Origin of the sequence: Enterococcus timonensis, assembly GCF_900104595.1 — a bacterium.
Taxonomy (GTDB): Bacteria; Bacillota; Bacilli; order Lactobacillales; family Enterococcaceae; genus Enterococcus_J; species Enterococcus_J timonensis.
In genome coordinates, this window is sequence record NZ_FNVY01000004.1 from 599,204 (window position 1) to 615,848 (window position 16,645).

Below are 16,645 nucleotides of genomic sequence, written 5' to 3' on the forward strand. Positions count from 1 at the left end.
AAAAATGAAAGCAGTGGGCGTAATAGGTGAGTATAACCCATTTCATTTAGGACATGAATACCAATTGCAAGAGGCAAAAAAATTAGCCCAAGCCGATGTGGTCGTTGGGGTGATGAGTGGGAATTGGCTCCAACGAGGTGAACCGGCCATCATTGATAAATGGACGCGGGCAGAAATTGCTTTAGCTCATGGTTGTGATTTAGTAATTGAACTGCCGGTTCATTATGCCGTTCAGAGCGCCGATTTTTTTGCCAAAGGAGCGATCACTTTAATGAATGCTCTGCAAGTGGATGCTTTGAGTTTTGGCAGCGATTTGCCTAATTTTGATTATCAAGCGTTTGGTGCCAAATATTTAGTGCTTGAAGATAAGTTAGCTATTGAATTTCAAAAAGCAGGTCAAACCGGCGTAAATTATCCGACCCAGATGCGGCAAATTTATGAAAAATTTGATTTGGCTTATTTTGATGCCAATACCCCCAATCATTTACTCGCTTTAAGTTATGCTAAAGAAGTCGCTAAGCAAAATCCCAAGATGGATTTGATTGCAGTCAATCGAGTCGGGCAAGGATATCACGAAATAGAAATGAAAAAAATTTTTGCTTCGGCGACGGCGATTAGAGCTAGTGCGCTTGCTGAAAATTACGAGGCCATAAAGTCATTTGTGCCAAAAGAAACGGCGGATCAATTAAAGAAAAATCAAAATCTTAGTTGGGAGGATTTTTTCCCGCTTTTACAATATCAGTTAACGGCAAGTTCGCCAGAACAATTGACTAAAATTTATCAAATGACTGAAGGACTGGAACATTATGTAAAAAAAGGACGGGCAGTAAAAAGTTTTGCAGAATTAATGGCGATACTTAAAACGAAGCGTTATAGTTATGGCCGCTTGTCGCGCTTGCTTTGTGCTGTGTTACTACAAATAACGAAAGAAGATATTTTACAACAAGAAGATTTTTTGCAAGTCTTAGCTTTTAACAAAACAGGACAAAGTTACCTCAAACAAATAAAAAAAGAGTTGACTTTGCCACTAATCGTTAAACCATCTAAGCAGCAAAAAAATCTATTGGCGCTAAATCAGCGCTCGGATGCTATTTATCAACTGCAAAATGGTCATGAGCAAGTTGCCGGAAGATTTCCTGTGCAAAAATAGTTGGAAAATTGGCAAGAAAATTTAAAAAAACTTTGCAAACAAGTGGGCAATCTGTATAATCAAAGGTGGATTTAATTTGAAAGGGAAGTGAAATTGTGGGACGTAAGTGGTTCAATATTAAAGATAAAAAAGCAGCTAAAGATAAAAGTAATTCGCGAGTTTACGCAAAATTCGGCGTGGAAATTTATATGGCGGCTAAATCAGGGGATCCAGATCCTACGACGAATCAAAAACTTCATTTTGTGATTGAAAAGGCCAAAACGTATAATGTGCCGAAACATATTATTGATCGGGCGATTGAAAAAGCAAAGGGCGCTGGCGATGAGCAGTTCCAAGAATTGCGTTATGAAGGATTTGGGCCGAATGGTTCCATGATTATTGTTGATGCAGTGACGAATAATGTCAATCGTACGGCAAGTGATATTCGTGCAGCTTACAGTAAAAATGGCGGCAATATGGGTGTGACGGGTTCGGTGAGCTACTTGTTTGATAATACGGCAATTATCGGTTTACCTAATGGCGATCCAGATGAAATTTTAGAAATTTTAATGGAAGCAGATCTGGATGTTAAAGATGTGCTAGAAGAAGACGGCCACGTAATTATTTACGGCGAGCCTAATGAATTTTATGCGTTACAAGAAGCATTGAAAGAAAAAGGCTATACGGAATTTACTTTAGGGGAAATTCAAATGATTCCGCAAAATGAAGTGACTTTAACCGGCGATGATCTAGAAAAATTCGAAAAATTAATTGATGTTTTAGAAGACAACGAAGATGTACAAGAAATTTATCATAACGTCAATTTAGACGAAGAATAAACAATAATTAAAAAAAGCTAAGCGGCTGCTTAGCTTTTTTGTGTTTTATCGCCAGTGGCGCAATTTTTTCCAGCACCACAGCCGCAATCTTTTTTCTTAAAACGAAATTTCAACGCTAGCGTGATAGCGACAATGATGACGATTGCTAAAATTATTGTGGACACGAATTTCCTTCTTTCTTGATTTCATTTTTAGTGTAACATAAAAAACTTTTTGGCGATTTTTTTTCTTTGCTAATACACAAAACAGGTGACAAGACAACAAGTGAAAAAAATCATTAGAATAAATAGTACAGATTAAAAACAGATGGCGCTAAAAAATATTATTTTTCAAGAGGAAAACTCTTGCTTTTTTGTCGAAAGAAAGGCACAATGGTAACGAAATAGAAATTATACAAAAAAGAATAAACGAAAATAAATAAATGGAAAACAAAGACAGAAGGAGTGGCTGTTACAATGTATTTTTATCGTTTGCCTAGTCGAGATATTCGAGTCAACTTAGCAACGGAACAATATTTGATGAACAATAAAGATTTCGATGAACCACTGGTGCTTTTTTATATTCAAGAGCCGTGTATTATTATTGGCCGCAATCAAAATCCGCTGGAGGAAATGAATCTTGAATTTGTTAAAAAACAAGGAATTACTTTAACGCGGCGTCTTTCGGGTGGTGGTGCGGTTTATGATGATCTGGGAAATGTTAGCTTTAGCTTTGTAGTTAAAAAAAATGATCAAACATTTGGCGATTTTAAATCTTTTACAGCACCCATTGTCACAGCGATTCAAGAAATGGGGGCAGTCGGTGCCAATGTTTCTGGGCGTAATGATTTAATGATTGATGGCAAGAAATTTTCCGGTAACGCTATGTACACAAAAGAAGGTAAAACATTTTCCCACGGCACGTTGATGTTTGATGTCAATCTAGATGTTTTACCGCAAGCTTTAACTGTCGCTCAAGATAAAATTCTTTCAAAAGGAACCAAATCAGTTCGCAGTCATGTGACGAATTTGCGCCCTTATTTATCAGCAGAATTCCAAAAATTTTCCACCGAAGAGTTTCGTGATGCGTTACTGATGCGCTTGTTAGCAGTTGATGATTTAAAAAAAGCAGCCCACAAAGAACTCGTCTTAAATGCCGATGATGAAAAAGCAATTGCTCAATTAGTTGAAGAAATTTATGGCAACGATCAATGGATTTACGGCGCGGCTCCTGAATTTACGATAAAAAAACGCCGGCGGATTCCCGCAGTGGGAATTATTGATGCCCGCTTAGAAATCGTTCATGGAAAAATTGAACAAATGCAATTTTTTGGTGATTTCTTTGGCGAAAAGCCCGTCGAACAACTAGCGGAATTATTAAAAGGAACTACTTTTAGTCGTCAGGCTATTAAGGAACGGATAGAGGCAGTTGACGTGGGAGATTATTTCACCCACTTAACCAATGAGCAACTGGTGGAAATTTTAGGTGAGGATTTACATGATTGAATTACGAAATGTTAGTAAAATTTTTACCGAAAAAACTGAAGTTACCTCAGCTGTAAAAAATATATCTTTAAATATTACCCAAGGAGAAATTCTTGGTGTGGTGGGCATTAGCGGCTCGGGCAAATCAACTTTACTAAAATTATTAAACTTAGTGGAAAAGCCAACTTCAGGGGATATTTTACTAGATGGAAAAAATACTAACCTTTTTTCAAAAAAAGAAATACGCCAACAAAAAGCTGCCACAGCAATGATTTTTCAACAATTTAATTTATTGCATAATTTAACGGTGGAAGAAAATGTCGCGCTGCCTTTATCGCTCCAAGGAAAAAAAGATCCACACAAAATCTCCGAACTTTTAGCCTTTGCTGGACTAACAGAACTAGCGAAACGTTATCCCATCCAACTTTCAGGCGGGCAAAAACAAAGAGTCGCCATTGCCAGAGCGCTAGTTTTAAATCCGCAATTATTATTGGCCGATGAAGCCACCAGTGCTCTTGATGCTAATAGCACGCAAGAAATTTTAGCTTTACTAAAAAAAGTCCACGAAAAATTTCAGCCGACGATTATTGTGGTCAGTCATGAACTTGAAGTCGTAAAAAATATTTGCCAACGTGCCATTATTTTAGAAAATGGACAGCAAGTAGGAGAGACGACAGTAGTAAATTCACCAGAACAAGCCAGCGCTGAAAATTATGCCCAGCTAGCATTAAGGAGGCTGAGTTCATGAAAGGCGCCTTAAATACTTATTTTGAAACTTTAAATTATTATGCTCCTGAACTTTTAAAAAGTTTACAAGAAACCGGAATAATGTTGGGAATTGCCGCCGTCATTGGTGGTATTGGCGGCTTATTCATTGGTACAGCGATTTTTTTTGTAGGGAAAAATCGCCTAAAACCGCATCGTGTAATTTCTGCTGTGCTGAATTTTTATGTTAATGTGACGCGATCTTTTCCATTTTTACTTTTTGTCGTGGCGCTAATTCCTTTGACCCGTTTTTTACTTGGATCGGCTTTTGGACCACTAGCAGCAAGTTTTCCTTTAAGTTTAGTTTCCCTGGCGATTTTTAGTCGCTTAGTGGAGCAAGTTTTACTAGATGTTCCGACAGAAGTTTTTGTTTTAGCAGATTCGCTAGGGGCCACTTCGATAAAATTTATTTGGAAAATGCTGTTTGTCGAAGCACGTTCGGGTTTAATTTTAAGTTTCACCTCGACGATGATTTCACTAGTTTCATATTCAACCGTTATGGGGGTAGTTGGTGGCGGTGGAATTGGGGATTTTGCGCTGAGGTACGGCTATCAACGGTATGAATATGGCATTATGTATACCGCAATTGTGATCATGATTTTATTTGTTTTTGCGCTACAATTTTTAGGGACCCATTTGGCAGTTAAATTAGATAAAAGAAAGTAGGAAATCAGATGAAAAAATTATTTATTACCGTATTAGCACTAGCTAGCATTACCTTATTGGCCGCTTGTGGCAGTCAAGAAAAAGCGGGAGATTCCGCCGACAAAACAATAAAAGTCGCTTCCCAAACTTCACCTATGACGGATGTTGTCAAATTAGCTGGCGAAGTTGCCAAAAAAGATGGCTGGACCATTGAACTTGTGACCGTGGCCGATAATATTCAATATAATGAATTATTGAAAAATAAAGAAGTCGATGCAAACTTTGCCCAACACCAACCATTTATGGAAAAATTTAATCAAGAAAAAGATGCTAATTTAACTGTTATTTCTAAAATTTATAACGCCAAAGTTGGTTTTTACTCAAAAGATTATCAAGATGTCAATGATATTCCAGACGGTAGCACCGTGGCATTGCCCAATGATGTTTCTAACGAAGGGCGGGCGTTGGCCATTTTGGCTGAAGAAGGATTGATAACGTTAAAAGAAGGCGTTGGAGCAGAAGGAACGATTAAAGATGTTACTGAAAATCCCCACGATTTACAATGGCTTTCAGTGGACCTTTTAAATTTAGCGGAAGCTTACAGTGAACCTAATGTGGCGTTAGTTTATAATTATCCGACGTACATTGCTAAAATCGGCTTGAAACCAAGTGACGCGCTATTTTTAGAAAAAACAATTGATGATCGCTTCGCCATTTCACTAGTAGCTAGAGAAGACAATCAAGATTCTGAAAAAATCAAAGAACTGAAAAAAGTCATGACCTCAGATGAGGTGCGGGACTATTTAGAAACAGAACACGGCGATACATTGTTACCGGCCTTTTAAAAATTTTAAATCACTGCCAATCGATTCTGAGTTGGTGGTGATTTTTTTTTTGCCATTTTGAATATTATCTGAGGATGGCCCTGAAAAGTTGGAAAAGCCTTATTTAACAATTTAAAGTCATTTTTTATAAAGAAATCTTTGTAATTTGACTTATGAAATCATTTTCGTTAGAATTAAGTTAGCAATAAATGCAGAGGGGGAAAATTATTATGGATTTAGCCTTTCATCTCGTATCTAACTTGAACATTTTTAACTTGGCATTTGTCTCAATGACAGAAACTCTAAAGGATATTAAAGAAGAACAAGTCAGCAAACATCAAGAACGGGTACTCTGTGATTCTCTGCAGCGTTCAATGGAACGAAATACCCAAAAATTAATTAGTAAAGTAGAAACAGTTGGCAAAGCCTGTGATGTGCAGACCGACCCTCTTGATAAGGAAATGACCACCTTATTGCTGAAAAAACTGCATCCTTACATCAAAAATGTAAAATTAATCCAAAAAATAATGAATCAGCCTATTGATTCGCAAACGTATCAAAAGTGTTTACCCATTTTTGAGCTGATGAATCAACAAATGTCTGAGATGATCGAGACCATTCAAAAAGATTTGAAAATTACTACGAAAGCTATTTTTAAATAAGCAAAGACTAAAAATTCTCGGCAAGAAATTGCGGCTCAATGTCAAATCGGACTGATAGGATTATTTAAAACAGTTAAGGCAGAATTTATTTTCTGCTTTGGCTGTTTTTTTATTTAATAGAAATAAGGTTGTTGGTTAAGAAGATTCGAGCGCGCATGTTGGAGAAATTTCGATACCCGTAAGCGACTCTTTTGAGGACTTTTATATGGGTGTGGATATTTTCTAATTTTGCATTGGAATAGGATTTCTCTAAAGACAGGCGAATGCCTGCTTCGTGTTTACGGAAAGTACGTTTTAATATTTGTAGTTCGGCGGGAATTTCTTCAGGCATCTCACTTAAAAGACGATAAAATTCGCCGCCATCCTTATGATTGAAGGCGTAAATCAAATCTTGGTAGTAGTTGTAGCCCAGGGAAAGATCCTCAGAAATGGTTAAAAGTCGGTCCACGATTTCGGTTTGTGTTAAGTAGCTCCAACTAAAATTGGCTCTTTTTTTAAATGTTTGAAAATCTAATTTATCGTGACTCATTAAAAGAAGACGATTGAGCTTTTTTAATTGCCGGTATTGTTTGGCCTGTTCGGGATCGTTTTGATTGAGGCTTTTCATCACTCTGACCCGCAGGTTATCAAAGCAACGGTTCATGTGCTGGACAATATGAAATCGGTCAATGATAAGCTTAGCGTTAGGGAAACAGATTTTAACAACTTTTAGATACGGGGCATTCATATCCGACACCACGTAACGAACACTGTGCCGGGCCTGGCGATCGAAGCTCATAAAATAATCCACAAGGTCATTCTTTCTGCGGCTAGGAAGAATATCAAACAGTTTGCCCGTATCACCATCCATACAAGAAAAAGCAAATTTTCCTTTGTCAGTGGTTAAAGAACGAAATTCATCAAATAGTAAACATTTGGGCAACCAATTCTTTTTAATGTTGATTTCCTGACCTAATAAGTCGATTGATTTTTGTAAAGTAGAACTAGAAACGAAACAATGTTTGGCAATATTTTTAGCCGTATTTTTTTCAGTGAGCTCCTCAAATGCCTTGTAAAATACTTGTTTAGCAATAAAGCAAAAGCGATCCACTAGGTACGTTTTGGCGGTAAAATAACTATGGCAGTTGCGGCAGAGATATCTTTGTTTCTTGAGATTGAGATAAGTCCTCTGGTTGCCCGCAGAATTTAAAAGGATTCGAGACTGTTTTCCGCCATTTTTAACAATCGTTTTTTCATCTGCCTGACCACACTCAGGACAGCGTGAAACTTGATTCGTTAAGGAAGCATAGACGACGAGATGCCCACCTTTTTTGTCCCTTTCTTCCTCAACACTATGAATTTCAATATTTGAGTCTTTTATTCTAAGCAATTTTTTGATATCATTGAATTCGAACATACAAATTTTCCTCCCCAGAATGTGATGATGGTGATTCTATTCTAACGGAAAATTTGTATGTTTTCTTGTTTTTTTATACAAATAGGGACCGACAGAATTTTTATTCTATCAGTCCAATAAATTATAGAGCCGAAATTGCTGGCGGATTTTTAGTCTTTTTTTGTGTTAAAATAAATTGTTCATAGAAAGAAAGTAGGGTTAGCGTGGATATTTATTTAAAAAAAGCAGTTTTAGAAATTGTTGACCGCAATTCAGGAACCGTGGTAACTTCCAGTAATGAGCTGGATTTGACCAATAGTTTTGTGCGGGAATTTTTAGAAAAGAAAATTAGTGCGTTGCATTCGTCAAAAACAAAAGTCGGTACTTTAAGTCCGGGAGCGCCATTTACGAATTATTTTCAGCAACTCCCAGAAAATTTTATTGAAAGTGCTGGTGCTTTGACCAAATTATGGGACGATGTGTACCAAGAAAGCGAAGAAGCGCCTAGTTGCGACTTATTTATCGTTTCATATGAAGAAGATGCCAAGTTACATGGGGCTTTTTTGAAAGTGAATTATCAAGAAAGTTACACGCATTTTTTGGATAGTGTGGATGGGCAAATTAGTAATGAATTGATTTTGCACAAGGCACTTTTAGGGAGCAAAAGTCAAAAAGCTGACGAAGGCTTAACGGTGAATTTAGAAACGTTAGCTTATCAACTGCAAGAAAAAAAATATGTATTTTCCGGCGAGAAAATCTATTATTTTTCTCAGCAAGTAATCGGCACCGTGCCAGCGCCCTCCTTAGAAGAAAATATTCGGGTGATTAAAAAAGCGGCTGAAAAAGTCGGCGCCCAATTTTCAGCAGAAAAATACGATACCGCAGCTACCGTCAAAGAAGCAGTAGTAGAAAATATTCAAGAAGTCGGCGCTATTGCCCCAGAAAAAATCGCCCAAAAGATTTTCCATGACAATCCAGCGGCGCAAAATGCTTTTCAAGAAAGCTTGGCTGATTATGGATTTGAAACAGCAGCACCACTTATTTCCGAGGTGAAAGAAATCACCGAAAAAAAATATGGCAAGCAAAAACTAAAATTATCCAATGGCATTGAACTGATTGTTCCTTTAGAAATTTACAAAGATCCAGAAAAAATTGAATTTGTGAACAATCCAGATGGAACGATTTCAGTAATTTTAAAAAATATCGATGAAGTCGTCAATAAATTTTAAGCAAAAAAGCCCGCGAGTCTATCGCGGGCTTTTTGTCTACCAAAATTTAAAAAGTTAAACGTAAACCAACTTGATCTTTTAAGACGAGTCCATTTTCAATAATTTGCTCTGGATAATGAGTTAAAAAATAATCAGGCACGATTTTCCACATTCTAAAGCCAAGTTTTTGATAAAGATAGAGCTGGAGCAGGCCAGTCGATCCGGTGGCAATTTCGATTTGCTGAAAATGTCGCGCCTTACTCCAATTAATGGCTTCTTTAAGCATTTGTTGGGCGAAGTGTTGCTCGCGATAATTTTCATCAACGCAAAGATTCATAATTTCAACAACTTTTGGCGTTTTAGCAACTAAGGCCAAAACAGCGACCACGTGACCATCAACTGTTCCTTGGAAAAAGGTGGCTTGTCCTAAGTAAGATTCAATCAACTTTTGATTGGGATCGGCTTCAAGTAAAAGTTGCCAATAGTCACTAGAAAGCGGTGGGGTGATGATTTCAATTTTCATCATGATTTTTGGGCGTCATTATTTTTTTCTCAGCGGAAATAATTAACATCATAGGGCGTCGTAATTCATTTTCCCAGTGAAATTGTTGAATTACTTCGCTAGTAGGAACAGGTTCTACCAAGTGACGCAAGCTAAAGCCATTTTCCAGTAACGGTTCAATGAAATCTTCCACCGTCCGATGAAATTTTTCAACGGGACTGCCAAGAAAATGCGTTTGGCGCGCGCCAGTTTTAAAATAATTATCTACCGGAAAAAAGAGGGCTTGACCGTTGGCATCGTAAATAAAATCTTGCTCTTTTCTCGAAGTATAGATCGGGTGCTCCACCGAAAATAAAAATTGACCACTAGGACGAAGGATTCGCCGGACATCTTGAACCAATTTTGGAAAATCCGCCAAGTAATGAATCGTTAATGAACTAAAAACTAAATCAAATTGTTCTGATGGAAAATCAAATTGTTCTGATGGAAAATCGAGATTTTCCATCGAACCTACGACATAAGTAATGTTTTGATGGTTATTTTTTTGACGAGCTTGGGCAATCATTTTTTCAGAAGCGTCTAGGCCGATGACCTCAGCGCCATTTTCGGCAAAATATTGACAATGCCAACCATAACCGCAACCGAGATCTAACACTTTTTTTCCTTTTAAATCAGGAATCAGGCGCTTCAATGCCGGCCATTCGCCAGCAACTTTTAGACCATCTAAGCTGCGGGGGAGTTTGCCGTATGCTTTAAAAAAGGTCTGATCATCATAAATTTCACTCAATCGTCATTTCCTCCTAAAAAAAACAGAATCCGTCAGTGGACAGATTCTGTTTTCAGACTATTTTAATTTCTTTAAATCTTTGTCAACAGTATCCATCACATGGCGATTATTATTGAAGGCAGCAATTTTTTTAGCATCTTCATAAAATTCAATAGCCCGATTGTCATCAAGTTTTTGCAAGTTGAAGGCTTTTTCATAAAGAAGAAAATCTAATAATTTAGTAGAGGCATATTGTTTGTTAATAGCAATCCCACGATCACATAATTCAACGGCAAAAGCATATTTTTCAATTAAGCTATAAAATTTCGCCGCGTTAAACAAGACCCGATTTAAGAGCAGTGGTTGTGGACGCATAGTAATTTCAATGCCGTCAATTGCTTTTTGGTAGTAGATTTCTGCAAAGTTGTATTGTTTTTTCAATTCATACGTTACAGCGATCCCTGTATTTGCCAAAATACCATAAACATCTTCATCAGCGGTTACGGCTAATACTTGATTAAAATGGAATAGGGCGGAATCAAAATCATGTTTCCCTAAAAGTAGGCAATTCCCGAAGTTATAATAGTAGCGGTTGATAATTTTTTTGTCATGAATGCCTTCAATGGACATTTTTTCTAAAATTTCAAGACCTTCATCATGTTTTGACAAAGCGGCCAACCGTTCAACTTCATCCAAACGATCATCCAACCAATCTTCAGGAGAGGATTGAACAACTTCTGCTAAAGTTAAATCTAAGCGGCGGCAAACTTTAGATAAAATTTCAATATCTTTACAAAAGTTTTTCCGTTCAATATTACTGATCGTCGCTTGTTTACAAATACCTTCAGCTAATTCCGTTTGACTCATTTTTCTTTTCTTACGTTCTGATTTAATAATTTCTCCATGTACTAAAGCCATTTTTGTTCCTCCTAAATAAAATTATTTAATAGTAAGCTAACTTTGATCCAGAAACTTCTCTGTTAAAATCGCTCTAACCATTATTATAGTTATATTTCAAATAAAGGCAAGAGGAAAATACGAGATTTTCACATTTATAAAATGTTTTTTTGACTTTTTTCCTATATGGAAATTATATAGGCTATTAGCGTTCCATCAAGGTTAAAAGTTTCCGAAACTTAATTAGAAAAATTTCCCTAAAAAAATTTCAGCTCACTTTTTTAAGAAAAAATCGGATAAGTTCCGGCATAATATTCTATAATTGTTCACTAGTAATATAGCATATTTTTAAGAAAATAACAATATATACTTACTAAAAGTAAAAAAAATGCAAAAAAATCAAGATTTCTTCACAATTTTTTAGTAAAAAGTTTTATTTCAATGTTCAGTAGCTTTTTCTATTAGAAAAATAGCTGAGCTATTAAAAGAATAATACGCAACTAAGAGTAAACAAAAAACTTCTGCCCATTTGAAATGGACGGAAGTTTTTATTTTATCTAGCGTGAGGGCCGTTAATTTTTACTTTCCTTCACTAATGACGTTGACTTTTTCGATTTTGACTTCTTCCGTTGGTTTATCAGAATCATCGGTTTCTACTTCAGCGATAGCGTCCACTGTTTCCATGCCGGAAATAACTTGCCCAAAAACGGTGTAGCTGCCATCAAGGGAAGGAACGCCACCATTTTTATAAGCTTCAACGATAGCTTCAGGATAATCATCGTATAAAAGGCCATCAGAAACATTGTCCGTATTTTGAACAATATAAAATTGTGAACCATTAGTATCAGCCCCAGCATTAGCCATGGCTAGCGCGCCGCGGACGTTATACAATTGATTTGAGATTTCATTTTCAAAAGCCTCGCCCCAAATACTTTCCCCGCCAGCACCAGTACCTTCTGGATCGCCAGATTGAATCATAAACTCATTGATCACCCGGTGGAAAGTCAAGCCATCGTAATAGCCTTCTTTAGCGTGAGTTAAGAAGTTTTCAACTGCTTTAGGTGCTAATTTTGGAAAAAGTTTCAACATGATAGTCCCTTTAGAAGTGACCATTTCTACTTGCGCCTCATCAGCGGCCACGGTCAGATCAAGTTGGGGAAGAGCAAGACTATTCAAATCAACTGTAGAAGTACTTTCAGTAGTAGTTGATGAATTAGTAGTGGCACTTTCGCTGTTATTGCTCCCGTCAGTTGTGTTTGACGACGAGCAAGCACCTAAACTTAAAAGTAAAACGGACATTAATGGAAATAAAATAATTTTTTTCATAGCGACTCCTTTTTCAAATGAATGTTGACTCAGTTGAATCACAAGATTAATCTTAACAAAGCTTTTCCAAAAAGAGAAGTGAATTTTTTGTGAAGATGAGGAAATACGTGGCATCTGTCTAGACCTTTTTTATTTTTTTTGATATGATAGAAGAGTAATTAAAACGTTTTATTCAACTAGGAGGCTTACACATGGGAAAATTGGGTATTTCAGTTTATCCAGAACGATCAACGTTTGAAAAAGATGCAGCATATTTAGATTTGGCGCATCAATATGGTTTCAAACGAGTTTTTACCAGTTTGTTGCAAATCAAAGATGACCAAGAAAAAGTATTGGCCGGGTTTAAGAAAGTTGTCGATTACGCCAACAGCTTAGACATGGAAGTAATGGTAGATATTAATCCTGATTTGTTTGGACAATTGGGTATCACTTATGATGATCTATCGTTTTTCCATAAGTTAGGCGCTTATGGCGTGCGACTTGACCTTGGATTCACCGGCGCTGAAGAAGCGCGGATGACTCGTAACCCTTATGGCATCAAAATTGAAATCAATATGAGCCAAGGCACCAACTATGTAGATAACATTATGTCTTATTCACCTAATACGAATAATCTATTAGGATCACATAATTTTTATCCTCATCGTTATTCAGGCTTAGGGTATGACCATTTTGTTTATTGTTCTGAGAAATTCCGCAAATATAATTTAAATACGATGGCTTTTGTTAATTCACATGCCGCAACTTTTGGACCTTGGCCCACACAAGATGGATTATGTACATTAGAAGAACATCGCGAATTAGAATTAGCTACGCAAGTGAAACATTTGATGTTAACGGGTTTAATTGATGATATTTCGATTGGAAATGCTTATGCTTCAGAAGAAGAACTGCAAGCTATGAGTGAAGCCTTCAATGCAGCTTATCCTTCATTGAAAGTTGTACCAGCTGAAGATATCACTGAAGACGAACGGATTTGTTTATTTGAAAATATGCACGCTTATCGTGGCGATCGCTCCGATTATTTATTGCGTTCATCAAGCACGCGAGTAATTTACGCCGACAAACCATTTCCAGCGCATAACACAGTCGATATGACCCGCGGCGATGTTTTAATTGATAATGTCAAGTTCGGTCAATACAAAGGTGAAACCCAAATCGCCTTACTACCAATGAAAAATGACGGCCGTGTCAATGTCGTAGGAAGAGTTGCCGACGACGAACTTTTCTTATTAGGATTCCTAAAACCATGGTCCAACTTCAAAATGATCGAAGCATAAGGTTGTCTTTTGAACGTACTGCTGTGTAGGAAAATAGGAAAATTTTTCGAAATCCCGGTTCTGGATTTTAAAAATTTTATCTTTTTCCCAACAGCAGTTCAAAAGACACCGTCAATAAGGTTGTCTTTTGTGCGATAAGTGGTGTAGAGAATTAGGAAAATTTTTCAAAAATCCCGGTTCTGGATTTTAAAAATTTTATCTATTCTCCTAATCGCTGCACAAAAAATACTGTCAAATAAGGTTGTCTTTTGAACGTTTAACAAAATAACAAAAACAAAAAAGTCACGCCGCGGCGTGACTTTTTCTTTATTCATTTAAATTTTATTTTACAAATTTGCAAATGTTTCTAATAAACGAATCATTTGGCAAGTAAAACCGTATTCGTTATCGTACCAAGCAACAGTTTTAACTAATTGAACGTCACCAGCATCAGTAATTTCAGTTTGTGTTGGGTCAAAAATTGAACCAAATGTTGTACCAATTACGTCGCTAGAAACGATTTCGCGATCATTGTAACCAAATGATGGGTTATCAACGGTATGTTTTTTCATAACTTCATTTACTTGTTCAGCAGTCACTTTTTCATTTAAAACAGTAACTAATTCTGTTAATGAACCATCAACTACAGGGACACGTTGCGCATGACCTTGAAGTTTGCCAACTAAATCAGGAATAACTAAACCAATTGCTTTAGCAGCGCCAGTTGAATGAGGGATAATATTGGCAGCAGCTGAACGAGCAGCCCGCAAATTACCACCACGAACAGGTCCATCTAAAAGCATTTGTGTTGAAGTGTAAGCATGGACGGTGGTCATTGTTCCGCCTTTAATGCCAAATTCTTCATTTAAGAAATAAGCCATTGGTGCTAAGCAGTTGGTTGTACATGAGCCGGCAGAAATAATTTTATCATCTTTGTCTAAAATATCATGGTTCACGTTGTAAACAACTGTTTTCATTTTACCAGCAGGTGCAGAAATTACGACACGTTTAACACCAGCATTTAAATGGGCTTGCGCTTTTTCTTCAGAAGTATAAAAACCAGTACATTCTAAAACAATATCTACGCCGTTTTCTTTTACCCAAGGAATTTTGCTAGCATCAGGTTCTGCGTAAACGCGTGTTTCTTTGCCGTCAACAACGATACTGTTATCATTGGCGGTAACTTCACCTGGATACGTACCATGTGTGGAGTCATATTGAAGAAGTTGAGCCAACATCACAGGACTAGTAAGGTCGTTAATTGCTACTACTTCAATATCATCTGAAACTTCCATAATCCGCCGAAAAGCGAGACGCCCAATCCGGCCGAACCCGTTAATACCTACTTTGACTGTCATGAAAAAATCCTCCTTTGTTCGGCTTTTGCCGAAACATTTTAAAATGGTTTTATATTTTGGAACCATTTACATCTAAATTTTCGTTTATTTTCATTTTTTTGTCAAAAAATTTGTCTCGGCCAGAAGACTTTGCCGAATCTATTAGACTTTTTGCCCGTTAGCAAGTACAATAAACAAGACAAAAGTTCCAGTAAGTGCGAAATTATGATAAAGTTGCTGGGTTAACGTTAACAGTGTTTTGAGATGAGGAGAAAAATTTATGTCCATGTTTTTAGATCAAGTAACAATCGAAGTGAAAGCTGGTAAAGGCGGCGACGGCATGGTAGCCTTTCGTCGGGAGAAATATATTCCAGATGGCGGACCCGCTGGTGGCGATGGCGGACGTGGCGGCGATGTGATTTTTATCGTTGATGAAGGGTTACGGACACTTTTAGATTTCCGTTACAACCGTCATTTTAAAGCCCAACCAGGTCAAAACGGAATGAACAAAGGGATGCACGGCCGTGGAGCTGAAGATTTATATGTGAAAGTACCTGCCGGAACAACGGTCAAAGATGCCGAAACAGGAAAAGTTTTAGGTGACTTAGTTGAGCAAGGGGAAACTTTAGTTATTGCTCACGGTGGTCGTGGCGGTCGTGGCAATACACGATTTGCAACACCAAAAAATCCAGCGCCTGAAGTAGCTGAAAATGGTGAACCAGGACAAGAACGTCAATTAGAAATGGAATTAAAAGTTTTGGCTGATGTTGGTCTTGTTGGTTTTCCTTCTGTAGGTAAATCTACTTTACTTTCGATTATTTCAGCCGCCCGTCCAAAAATTGGTGCCTATCCTTTTACAACGCTAGTACCTAATTTAGGAATGGTAAATGTTACTGACGGTCAAAGTTTTGTCGCCGCCGATATGCCAGGACTAATTGAAGGTGCTTCACAAGGTGTCGGTCTTGGGACACAATTTTTGCGCCATATTGAACGGACGCGGGTTTTGTGGCATGTTCTTGACATGTCTGGCACTGAAGGGCGCGACGCCTATGAAGATTATGTAACCATTAATTCCGAACTAGAAACGTACAATTTGCGTTTATTAGAACGGCCGCAAATTATTGTAGCTAATAAAATGGATATGCCAGAAGCCCAAGAAAATTTAGCTGCCTTTAGAGAAAAAATGAATGCTGGTCGCGATGAATTTGCTGACCCATTGCCAATTTTCCCGATTTCTGGAATTACTAAAACAGGGATTCAACCTTTATTGGAAAAAACAGTGGAGCTGTTAGATGTCACACCAGAGTTTCCTTTATATGAAATTGAAGATGCATCTGATACAGTCGTTTATAAATTCTCAGATGAAGAACCTGAATTTACGATTACTCGTGATCCTGACCGGACATTTGTTCTGGGCGGCGAGAAAATCGAAAAATTATTTAAAATGAGTAATCTTGATCACGATGAATCGGTTCGCCGTTTTGCTCGCCAATTGCGGAGCTTCGGGGTGGATGATGCCTTACGTGCCCGTGGTGCTGTAGATGGCGACCTCGTTCGAATTGGTGATTTTGTTTTTGAATTTGTCGACTAATTTTGAATTAAATATGAACAAAAAAAGACGAAATCTAGTATTTTACTAGGTTTCGTC

At 37.4% G+C, this 16,645-nt stretch carries 17 protein-coding genes; 10 read left to right on the forward strand and 7 right to left on the reverse strand.

The features are described 5' to 3' along the window. Window positions 1-4 precede the first annotated feature (4 nt). Both BQ5341_RS07580 and BQ5341_RS07585 read left to right on the forward strand, forming a co-directional pair. The gene (locus BQ5341_RS07580; protein ID WP_071131405.1) at window positions 5-1,150 is read left to right on the forward strand and encodes a nucleotidyltransferase; all 1,146 of its coding nucleotides are present in this window, start codon (window positions 5-7) and stop codon (window positions 1,148-1,150) included. Between the two features lie 95 nt (window positions 1,151-1,245). Beyond that, complete coding sequence (locus tag BQ5341_RS07585; RefSeq protein ID WP_071131406.1) at window positions 1,246-1,968, forward strand: YebC/PmpR family DNA-binding transcriptional regulator; 723 nt, start codon at window positions 1,246-1,248, stop codon at window positions 1,966-1,968. A gap of 29 nt (window positions 1,969-1,997) precedes the next feature. Here BQ5341_RS07585 and BQ5341_RS10715 read toward each other — a convergent pair whose 3' ends face one another. Next, window positions 1,998-2,132 (reverse strand): hypothetical protein, encoded by a 135-nt coding sequence (locus BQ5341_RS10715; RefSeq protein WP_268873196.1) that lies wholly within the window; start codon window positions 2,130-2,132, stop codon window positions 1,998-2,000. A gap of 291 nt (window positions 2,133-2,423) precedes the next feature. Here BQ5341_RS10715 and lplA point away from each other — a divergent pair, with 291 nt between their 5' ends. From lplA to BQ5341_RS07610, 5 genes are all read left to right on the forward strand, one after another. Further along, window positions 2,424-3,452, forward strand: a complete 1,029-nt coding sequence (gene lplA / locus BQ5341_RS07590; RefSeq protein ID WP_071131407.1) for a lipoate--protein ligase — start codon at window positions 2,424-2,426, stop codon at window positions 3,450-3,452. After that, window positions 3,445-4,179: a methionine ABC transporter ATP-binding protein gene (locus BQ5341_RS07595; protein WP_071131408.1), complete on the forward strand. Its 735-nt coding sequence runs from the start codon at window positions 3,445-3,447 to the stop codon at window positions 4,177-4,179. The genes lplA and BQ5341_RS07595 overlap by 8 nt, the downstream gene beginning before the upstream one ends. Continuing rightward, a complete protein-coding gene (locus BQ5341_RS07600) occupies window positions 4,176-4,862 on the forward strand; it encodes a methionine ABC transporter permease (protein WP_071131409.1) in 687 nt (228 codons plus the stop codon). Before BQ5341_RS07595 ends, BQ5341_RS07600 begins: the two co-directional genes overlap by 4 nt. An 8-nt stretch (window positions 4,863-4,870) precedes the next feature. After that, window positions 4,871-5,686, forward strand: a complete 816-nt coding sequence (locus tag BQ5341_RS07605; protein WP_071131410.1) for a MetQ/NlpA family ABC transporter substrate-binding protein — start codon at window positions 4,871-4,873, stop codon at window positions 5,684-5,686. Window positions 5,687-5,895: 209 nt separating this feature from the next. Further along, complete coding sequence (locus tag BQ5341_RS07610; RefSeq protein ID WP_071131411.1) at window positions 5,896-6,327, forward strand: hypothetical protein; 432 nt, start codon at window positions 5,896-5,898, stop codon at window positions 6,325-6,327. Between the two features lie 109 nt (window positions 6,328-6,436). On the opposite strand, the gene BQ5341_RS07615 is transcribed toward BQ5341_RS07610, so the two are convergent. After that, window positions 6,437-7,723: an ISL3 family transposase gene (locus BQ5341_RS07615; protein ID WP_071131412.1), complete on the reverse strand. Its 1,287-nt coding sequence runs from the start codon at window positions 7,721-7,723 to the stop codon at window positions 6,437-6,439. Between the two features lie 203 nt (window positions 7,724-7,926). Between BQ5341_RS07615 and BQ5341_RS07620 the strand changes: the two genes are divergently transcribed. Next, window positions 7,927-8,931 carry a nucleoid-associated protein gene (locus BQ5341_RS07620; protein WP_071131413.1) on the forward strand — a complete coding sequence of 335 codons (1,005 nt, stop codon included), beginning with the start codon at window positions 7,927-7,929 and terminating at the stop codon, window positions 8,929-8,931. A gap of 46 nt (window positions 8,932-8,977) precedes the next feature. Here BQ5341_RS07620 and BQ5341_RS07625 read toward each other — a convergent pair whose 3' ends face one another. The 4 genes from BQ5341_RS07625 to BQ5341_RS07640 all read right to left on the reverse strand — a co-directional run bounded on the left by BQ5341_RS07625 (window position 8,978) and on the right by BQ5341_RS07640 (window position 12,401). Then, window positions 8,978-9,436: a GNAT family N-acetyltransferase gene (locus BQ5341_RS07625; protein WP_235836386.1), complete on the reverse strand. Its 459-nt coding sequence runs from the start codon at window positions 9,434-9,436 to the stop codon at window positions 8,978-8,980. Then, window positions 9,423-10,199, reverse strand: coding sequence for a class I SAM-dependent methyltransferase (locus BQ5341_RS07630; RefSeq protein WP_071131414.1), 777 nt, complete (start codon window positions 10,197-10,199; stop codon window positions 9,423-9,425). Before BQ5341_RS07630 ends, BQ5341_RS07625 begins: the two co-directional genes overlap by 14 nt. 57 nt (window positions 10,200-10,256) lie before the next feature. Next, complete coding sequence (locus BQ5341_RS07635) at window positions 10,257-11,096, reverse strand: helix-turn-helix domain-containing protein (protein ID WP_071131415.1); 840 nt, start codon at window positions 11,094-11,096, stop codon at window positions 10,257-10,259. A 558-nt stretch (window positions 11,097-11,654) separates the two neighbouring features. Next, window positions 11,655-12,401 (reverse strand): peptidylprolyl isomerase, encoded by a 747-nt coding sequence (locus BQ5341_RS07640; RefSeq protein ID WP_071131416.1) that lies wholly within the window; start codon window positions 12,399-12,401, stop codon window positions 11,655-11,657. A gap of 191 nt (window positions 12,402-12,592) precedes the next feature. On the opposite strand from BQ5341_RS07640, the gene BQ5341_RS07645 reads away from it, so the two are divergent. Further along, window positions 12,593-13,681: a DUF871 domain-containing protein gene (locus BQ5341_RS07645; RefSeq protein WP_071131417.1), complete on the forward strand. Its 1,089-nt coding sequence runs from the start codon at window positions 12,593-12,595 to the stop codon at window positions 13,679-13,681. Window positions 13,682-14,007: 326 nt separating this feature from the next. On the opposite strand, the gene gap is transcribed toward BQ5341_RS07645, so the two are convergent. After that, the gene (gene gap, locus BQ5341_RS07650) at window positions 14,008-15,018 is read right to left on the reverse strand and encodes a type I glyceraldehyde-3-phosphate dehydrogenase (RefSeq protein WP_071131418.1); all 1,011 of its coding nucleotides are present in this window, start codon (window positions 15,016-15,018) and stop codon (window positions 14,008-14,010) included. Between the two features lie 259 nt (window positions 15,019-15,277). Between gap and obgE the strand changes: the two genes are divergently transcribed. Next, window positions 15,278-16,588 (forward strand): GTPase ObgE, encoded by a 1,311-nt coding sequence (gene obgE, locus BQ5341_RS07655; RefSeq protein ID WP_071131419.1) that lies wholly within the window; start codon window positions 15,278-15,280, stop codon window positions 16,586-16,588. The last annotated feature ends 57 nt before the right edge of the window (window positions 16,589-16,645 follow it).